Origin of the sequence: Geodermatophilus obscurus (assembly GCF_900143215.1) — a bacterium.
GTDB lineage: Bacteria > Actinomycetota > Actinomycetes > Mycobacteriales > Geodermatophilaceae > Geodermatophilus > Geodermatophilus obscurus_A.
In genome coordinates, this window is the sequence record NZ_FRDM01000045.1 from 21423 (window position 1) to 29292 (window position 7870).

A 7870-nucleotide genomic window follows, 5' to 3' on the forward strand; every position below is an offset into this window, starting at 1 on the left:
CTGGCCCTGACCCTCCCGGTCGCGTCCTGGCTGGCGCACCGCCGACACCCTCCGGTGCGCTGCTGCTCCTGGGCGCAGCCGCCGCCGTGTCCCACTTCGCGGCCGGAGTCGTCCTCGGGGCCGACCCGTCCGTGGCGCCGAGGAGCGACGCGGACCGGTCGCCCTCGGTGTGCTGGTGCTGGCGACAGCAGTGGTCCTCCGGGCCGGGCACGCCCTGCCGGCCGGCTCGGTGACCTTCGAGCGACGTACCCGCGCCCTGGTGGGCACGCTCCGGCTGACGGCGGTCGGGGCGGTCGCCCTCGGCCACCACGTCGCGGCCTGGTGTCGATCGCCGCAGGACCTCCCCCGGTCGAGTACCTGGCCGACGCCCGGGCCTGAGGGCGGGGACCAGGCTCGACCTCCTGCTCCTGCTCCCCGCAGCCGCTGCGGGGGTCGGCCTCTCCGGAGGGCGCTGTGGGCCGCGCCCGCGGCGTTCGCCTCCTCGCGCTGCCTCGGCCCGATCGGCCTCCTCGTGGTCGCGGAGGCGTCAGGTGGGCCCGGCGGGTCGTGCGGGACGGCGTGGATCGCACCGGTGACCGCCGCCACGACCGCCACTCCGACAGTGCTGTGCTGGGTCGCCGCCGTCCGCACCGGCCGGCAGTACTGGCGCGGCTCCTCCGCCGCCCCGACGGCCCCGATCCCGTCTCCCCGGCTCCCGCTCGTCTCGATGCCTCCGAGCCTGCTGGATGCGCAGGTCCCTCCGCTCGTCCCGAGTTCCGCGGGCGTCGTGGAGCGAACGGCACACCGATCCGGGACCTAGGACCCCATCGCCACGGAGCCGTCGTCCGCAGGATCGAGGGAAGTCCCCGACACCACCCTGGAGCCCACGATGACCACGGTCGCGACCCCCAGGGTCGGCGCGGAGGCCTACCCGGACCAGGAGCTGGACCTCGACCTGCGGTGGTGGGCGACGGCCAATTACCTGACCGCCGCCCAGATCTACCTCCTGGCCGACCCGCTGCTGCGCGAGCCCCTGCGCCCGGGGAACGTGAAGCCGCGACTGCTCGGCCACTGGGGCACCAGCCCGGGCCTGACCATGGTGTACACGCTGCTCAACCGGCTGATCCGCCGCACCCGCCAGGAGACGCTCCTGGTCGCCGGGCCCGGACACGGCGGCCCGGCGGTCCTGGCCGGCGCCTACCTGGACGGCACCTACAGCGAGGTGCACCCCGAGGTGTCGACCGACCTGGCCGGGCTGACCCGGCTGGTGCGGCAGTTCTCCACGCCGGGCGGGGTGAGCAGCCACGCCGGGGTTCACATCCCCGGCAGCATCCACGAGGGCGGGGAGCTCGGTTACGCCCTGCTGCACGCGGCCGGCGCGGCCTTCGACGACCCCGGGCTCCTGGTGGCCTGCGTGGTCGGGGACGGCGAGGCCGAGACCGGGCCGCTGGCCGCCTCCTGGCGCCTGCCGGCGTTCCTGAACCCGCGCCGCGACGGCGCCGTCCTGCCGATCCTGCACGTCAACGGCTACAAGATCTCCGGACCCACCGTGCTCGGCCGCAGCAGCGACGCCGACGTGTGCGCCTACCTGCACGGCCAGGGCTGGGACCCGGTCGTCGTCGCCGGCGACGAGGCGCGCGCCGTGTTCCGCGAACTCGACGCCGCGCTGTCCGCCGCCTCCGCGCGGATCCGGGCCCTCCAGGCCGAGGCGCGCGCAGGCGAGGGCCCGGTACCGTTGCGCTGGCCGGCAATCGTCCTCCGCACACCCAAGGGGTGGACGGGGCCGCACACCGTGGACGGCGTCCCCGTGGAGGGGACGCAGCGCTCCCACCAGGTCCCGCTGAGCCGCGTGCGTGAGGACCCGGACCACTTGGCCCAGCTGGAGCGGTGGCTGCGCTCCTACCGGCCCGAGGACTCCTTCGACGAGCGAGGACGGCTGGTGGCCGAGCTGGCAGCGCTCGTCCCGGACGGCGACCTGCGCCTGTCCGCGACGCCGCGGGCCGGGGGTCCCCGCTTCCGGGTACGTCCGCTGCCCCTGCCCGACCTGGCCGACCACGCCCTGCCAGTGGCGGCCCCCGGCGTGCTGCAGCACGAGACCACCCGGCCGCTGGGCGAGTTCCTCCGGGACCTGCTCGTCCGCACGGGTCGGGCCGACGGCGGCGGGGACTTCCGGCTGTTCTCCCCGGACGAGACGAACAGCAACCGGCTCGGCGCCGTCTTCGAGGCCACCGACCGCTGCTCGATGCTGCCCGTGCTCCCCGGGGACGAGTCCATCGGCCCGGACGGCCGGGTGATGGAGATCCTCAGCGAGCACCTGTGCGAGGGCTGGCTGGAGGGCTACACCCTCACCGGCCGGCACGGTCTGTTCGCCACCTACGAGGCCTTCGCGATGGTCAGCGCCTCGATGATCGTGCAGCACGCCAAGTGGCTGCAGGTGGCGGCCACCGAACCCGGCCGCACCTCGGTGCCCTCGCTGAACGTGCTGCTCACCAGCACGACCTGGCGCAACGACCACAACGGCTTCTCGCACCAGGGCCCGGGCCTGATCGACACCGTGGCCCCGCTGTCGCCGGACGTGGCGCGCATCTGGTTCCCACCCGACGCCAACAGCACGTTGGTGGTCGCCGAGGAGTGCCTGCGCAGCCGGGGCCGGGTGAACCTGGTCGTCGTCGACAAGCAGCGGCACCTGCAGTACCTGGACCTGGACGCCGCCCGCACCCTGGTGTCGGCCGGGGCCGCGGTGTGGGAGTGGGCCGGGACCGAGGACCCCGACCGGGCCCGCACCGACCTGCCCGACGTCGTCCTCGCGGCCGCCGGCGACGTGCCGACGATGGAGGTGCTCGCCGCGGCGGAGCTCCTGCGCGAGCACGTCCCGCACCTACGGGTCCGAGTGGTGGACGTCGTCGACCTCATGGGGCTGCTGCCACCGGGCGAATACCCCGCAGCGTTGACCCCCGAGCGCTTCCGGGATCTGTTCACCGACACCGTCGACGTCGTCTTCGCCTTCCACGGACACCCGCGGGCCATCCACCCGCTGCTCCACGGCCGGCCCGACACCGATCGCTTCCACGTCCGCGGCTTCACCGAGCACGGCACCACCACCACGCCCTTCGACATGGTGGTGCTCAACCGCATGAGCCGCTACGACCTGGTCCTGGAGGCGCTGCGCCGCTCACGGCGGGTCCCGGAGGGCGGCGACGCCCTGGCCCGGCTGTGCCGGGAGCAGCTGCGGCGGCACCGCGAGCACGTCGTCGAGGCGCTCGAGGACCTGCCGGAGGTCCGCGACTGGACGTGGGAGGCGGGACCCCGATGACCGATGCGCGGCGTGCGGCCCTGACCGAGATCCCCGTGGACGAGTGCTACCGGCTGCTGCGGACCCAGCAGGTCGGGCGGCTGGGCGTCAACGCCGAGCACCACCCGCTGATCTTCCCGGTCAACTACGGCATGGACGGCCAGACGATCGTCATCCGGACCGCCCCGGGTACGAAGCTGACCGCTGCCTCGCACGCCAACGTGACCTTCGAGGTCGACGAGATCGACCAGCGGGAACGCAGCGGCTGGAGCGTGCTGGTCCGAGGGCTCGCCGAGGAGGTCACGGATGCCCACGCCCCCGACCTCGTGCGGCGGACCCACGCCGCCGGGGCGAGCCCCTGGGCACCGGGAGACCACGGCCACTGGCTGCGCGTGATCCCGCAGGACGTCACCGGGCGCCGGGTCGTCCCGGGCGAGCTCCCTCCGGCCGTGGACCCGCGCGCCTACCTCTGACCCGGTCAGAGCAGCCCGCCGGCCCGCAGGTTGAGCGCCAGCAGCAGCATCGCGAGGACCGTGCCGCCGAGGGTGGCCGCGGCCAGCAGCACCCGGCGCATGCTCCAGCGCTGCACCCGGATAGGCGGGTGCGGTGGCAGCAGCGCGCGGAGGTCCTCGACCAGGTCGCCGTCGGCGTCGGCCAGCCTGCGGCCGAGCTGCCGCGGGATGGTCAGCGAGCTGGTCGCGGCAAGCGCCTCGGCGAGCTCCTCGGGGGTGAAGAACGCCTGCGCCCGCTCGACGACGCGGCGGGGCCCGGCGGCCAGCGCCAGGGTGAGCACCATGTTGGCCAGGTCCACCGCCTGACGCCACCGCGACGGGCGGAGCTCCCCGAACGAGACGTCGACGAGGTAGACCCGGTCGCCGCGGGCCAGCACGTTCGAGGGCTTGACGTCGCGATGGGCCGCACCCGTCGCCCACAGCCGGCGCACCTGCCGGAGGGCGTCGTCGACGACCGCGTCGTCCATCCCGGAGTCGAGCACCTCGACCGCGTCCGGCACCAGTTCGGTCACCAGCAGGTACTCGCGCCCCGGCACGACCTCGACCACGCCCACCGGCTCGGGGACCCGGACGCCGCCGTCCCGGAGCAGACGGAGCATGTAGTCCTCGTGCTCCACCAGCCGGCGCACGGAGGAGAACGGCGCCTCGTCCTCCAGCCGGCCGTACCGGAGGACGCGGGCCCACTTGTACCAGCGGTCCGAGCGCAGGTGGGTGGTGGCGTAGAGCTTGCCGAACAGGTCCTCCGGCGGCCCGTGTGCCAGGCGCAGCCGGCACGGGGTGGACCCGGCGGAGCCGCCGAGGTGGTAGGGCCGGATCTCGTCCAGCTCGATGCCGAGCTGGTCCCGGACGGCGGCGCGGATCCGCTCGACCCGCGCCGGGTGGAACCGCAGGTGGGCCTTGACCTGCCGGCGGTAGGTGACCGGGAACGCGTGCTCCGGCGCCAACACCCGGAACGCCAGAGCCGACGCGGCGCAGCCGACGACCGCGCTGAGCACGGCATCGGCGGCGGTGTCGAGCAGCAGCGCCACCCGGACCGTCGCGAGACCGCCGGCCAGGCCGACGACGACGAGCCAACCCCAGCGGCGCACCCGTCCCGACGGGGTCAGGACGAAAAGACTCCCGGTGGCCACCGTGGCCAGCACGATCACCGGCCAGGCCGGGAGACTGATGCTCACCTCCGACCCGATGACGCCCTCCCAGGCGTCGGGGACCAGCGCGGCGTCCCCCGCGACGACCTGTGCGATCGCGGCCATGAGCCAGATGCTGCCGACGTAGACCAGCACGTGCCGCCAGCGCGCCGTCCACACCAGCACGAGCACGGTCGGGATCCACAGCACCCGGTACCCGAGCACCGCGCCGATCCGGCCCAGGTCGGTGGCCCACTCGGGCGGCCGGCCCAGCGGTGCCAGGAAGTCCCGGACGGCCTGGTCAAGGCCGGCCAGGGCGCGGGCCCATCCACCCCCCAGCGCCAGCAGCACCACGGCGACGACGAGCGCCGCCGTCCACGCCCAGGTGCCCGGAGGCGGCCGATGGGAACGGATACGGTCCTTCCCGGACGGTCGGCGGTGGCGGTCCTCCTCCGGCCAGGCCGGTCTCCGCGCAGGCGTGGCCGGGACCAGCGCCCGCGGGGGAAGGGTCCCCTCGGTCGCCGGCCCGGCCTGCGCACCCACCGCCGCGTCGCCGGTCACCGCGCCATGCTCTCCCGCTGCCCAGCTCGGGTCCCGGGACCGGTGACCCCCCTCCGAGGCCCGAAGATCCCGGGCTGCTCCACACCGGGACCCCGACCCGTGGATCACTCTTGCCGACCCGGCGGCGCCGACCGAGTGGCCAGCTGCGTGAACTGGTCCTCCAGTGCGGCGACGAGGACGGGCAGGTCGGGGACGGCGTCCGCGTCGGCGATGACCGTGACGGCCAGGGTGCCGGCGTACGAGAGTGCCTCGAACGAGACGGTCATGTTCCCGGCGTCACCGACCGCGACGGGGACGACTGCCTCGACCGGTGCGCCGGCCAGGGTGACCGGCCGGTCGGGACCGTGCACGTTGCTGACGAGCGTGTGGAATCGCCGCTGGTGGCGCAGGTACGCCCGGTAGAGACCGACCGTTGCCAGCAACCGGAACAACCACCCCGCCGCGGCGATCAGCGGTGGGCCCGAGACGGTCGCCTGCGCAGCTCGCACGGTGCCGGCGAACCGGCGCAGCCGGTCGACCGGGGGACCACTCGTCGGGACGGCGACCACCAGGGGCGTCACCGCGTTGCCCAGGTCGGCCACCTCGGCCGAGTGGCGCGCGGCCACCGGGACCGCCACCGCGAGGGGGTCGACCGACTCCCGGCGGTCGGCGAGCAGGGTCGCGAGGGCGCCGGCCACGGCGACCAGGAGCGCGTCGTTCACCGTTGCCCCGCAGTCGTGCGCGGCCGCGCGCAGGGCGGCGAGGTCGGCTCGGACCACGGCGAGGCGCCGGTGCGGCCCCGTCCGCGCCAGCAGCGAGCAGGCAGCAGCAGGAGGCGGCAGCATCCCACCCGCGGCCGTCAGCGCCGCCCGGGCCTGCCGGGCGGTGGCGCGCCAGCGAGTCAGCGCGGCAGCTCTCGACCGCGCGGCATCGACGGCCAACCGCCGCCAGGGGGGCCGCGGACGGGGAAAGCCGTCGACGGTGGGTGAGGGCGCCGCGCCGTCGACGATGTAGCCCAGCACCGCCAGCCCGCCCACCCCGTCCGTGAGCAGGTGGTGAAGCACCACCACGAGGCCGATCCGGCCGTCGGCCAGCCCGGTGACCACGACCGCCGACCAGAGCGGCCGGTCCTGCGGCAGCGGCTGGGTGACGACCGCGGCGGCCACGTCGAGCAGTGCCTGCTGGCCACCCGGCGGTGAGCACTCCGCCCGCCGGACGTGCCGGCGGGCGTCGGCGGACGGGTCGTCGACCCACACCGGCCGCCCCGCACCCGGTGGCACCCGCTCCAGCCGCTGGCGCAGCCGCGGCACGGCCCCCATCCGCTCGGCCACCGCACGCTCGACTGCGGGCGGCTCTGCGCCTGGGCCGAGCAGGAGGACGGCCCCCAGCTGCTCCTGCAGGGCCCCGCCCGAGCCCATGGCCCGGAAGGCGAGGTCGGTCGGGCCGGCCCGCTCGATCCGCGGGAGGACGCCGCCGCGATCCTCCGTCACGGTCGCTCAGCCGGCCGTGGCGCCGGCCACTCCCGGCCCGCGCAGTGGCTGGTCGAGGGTCAGCTCGCCGACGTGCAGTCGGGCGATGCGGAGCTCCCCGACCTCCGCTCGGCCGAGCGCCAGGCGGCCGACGGCCAGCGCGCCGACCGCGAGGGCACCGACGGCGAACGCCCCGGCCGCCAGTGCCCCGATGGCCAGCGCGCCCGCGGCCGCCGCCGGCACCGCCACCCGGCGCCGTGCGAGGACCTGCGGTCGGGAGCGCGGGTGGACGCGGCGGCTCACCGCTCGGTCCCCGGGGTGGTGCCGGCCTGCGGCGCGTCCGCCGGCGCATGCCGCGGCGCGGGCGGCGCCGGGGGTGCGGCGAGGGGGCCGGCGGCCGGAGGCGGCGGCGGGCCGTACGGCGCGGAAAACGGCCCGGCCGGGCCGGACCGGGCCGACCGCACCGCCAGCGCGACGAGCAGCGCACCCACGACGGCCAGCACCGCGCCGACGACGAGCAGCCCGGACCAGATCCACGGCAGCGCGGGCACCGTGACGCCGGCGCGCGCGTCGACGTCCACGCCCGCCGAGCCGTCGGCGCGCAGCACCACGACCGTCCAGTCGCCGTCCGACGGCGTCCACTGCAGGGTCTGGGTGCCGGTCCCCTCGGTCCGGGCGACCCAGAAGTCCGCGTCCCCGGGAAGGGCGGCCGGTGCGCCGCCGGGAATCTCGCTGGGAACCCCGAGGCCGCCGTCGGAGCCGAGCTCGCCGACCCGGCCGTGCCCGACCCCGGCCAGGTACCGGGCGGCGTCCGCGGATCGCGCCATGCCGATGAACAGGCCGGTCGCGGGGTCGGCCGCGGTGGCCTGGACGCGGACGTCGCCGATGAACCGGTCGACGACCCACTCGTCCCCGGCGGTGTCGAGGGTGATGTCGTCGACGGTCAGCGCG

The 7870-nt window shown here is 75.9% G+C and carries 6 protein-coding genes; 2 read left to right on the plus strand and 4 right to left on the minus strand.

Annotated features, from left to right (window positions below; all coding sequences use genetic code 11):
* The first annotated feature begins 868 nt into the window (after positions 1-868).
* Both BUB17_RS22435 and BUB17_RS22440 read left to right on the plus strand, forming a co-directional pair.
* On the plus strand, positions 869-3292 hold the full coding sequence (locus BUB17_RS22435; RefSeq protein ID WP_072920888.1) for a phosphoketolase family protein: 2424 nt from the start codon (positions 869-871) through the stop codon (positions 3290-3292).
* Positions 3289-3744 carry a pyridoxamine 5'-phosphate oxidase family protein gene (locus BUB17_RS22440; protein ID WP_141243156.1) on the plus strand — a complete coding sequence of 152 codons (456 nt, stop codon included), beginning with the start codon at positions 3289-3291 and terminating at the stop codon, positions 3742-3744. Before BUB17_RS22435 ends, BUB17_RS22440 begins: the two co-directional genes overlap by 4 nt.
* A gap of 5 nt (positions 3745-3749) precedes the next feature.
* Here the strand turns inward: BUB17_RS22440 and BUB17_RS22445 are convergent, their stop codons facing one another.
* The 4 genes from BUB17_RS22445 to BUB17_RS27140 all read right to left on the minus strand — a co-directional run.
* Positions 3750-5471, minus strand: coding sequence for an RIO1 family regulatory kinase/ATPase domain-containing protein (locus BUB17_RS22445; RefSeq protein WP_083606538.1), 1722 nt, complete (start codon positions 5469-5471; stop codon positions 3750-3752).
* 104 nt (positions 5472-5575) lie between these two features.
* Complete coding sequence (locus BUB17_RS22450) at positions 5576-6940, minus strand: wax ester/triacylglycerol synthase domain-containing protein (protein ID WP_072920890.1); 1365 nt, start codon at positions 6938-6940, stop codon at positions 5576-5578.
* Between the two features lie 6 nt (positions 6941-6946).
* The gene (locus tag BUB17_RS22455; protein ID WP_072920891.1) at positions 6947-7222 is read right to left on the minus strand and encodes a hypothetical protein; all 276 of its coding nucleotides are present in this window, start codon (positions 7220-7222) and stop codon (positions 6947-6949) included.
* Positions 7219-7870, minus strand: a 652-nt coding sequence (locus BUB17_RS27140) for a hypothetical protein (protein ID WP_208983580.1), incomplete at its 5' end; no start/stop codon positions are given. The genes BUB17_RS22455 and BUB17_RS27140, both read right to left, overlap by 4 nt.

Excerpts from the sequence above, each read along its gene's own strand:
- BUB17_RS22435 (WP_072920888.1), top strand. The coding sequence starts at position 869 with ATGACCACGGTCGCGACCCCCAGGGTCGGCGCGGAGGCCTACCCGGAC.
- BUB17_RS22440 (WP_141243156.1), top strand. The coding sequence starts at position 3,289 with ATGACCGATGCGCGGCGTGCGGCCCTGACCGAGATCCCCGTGGACGAG.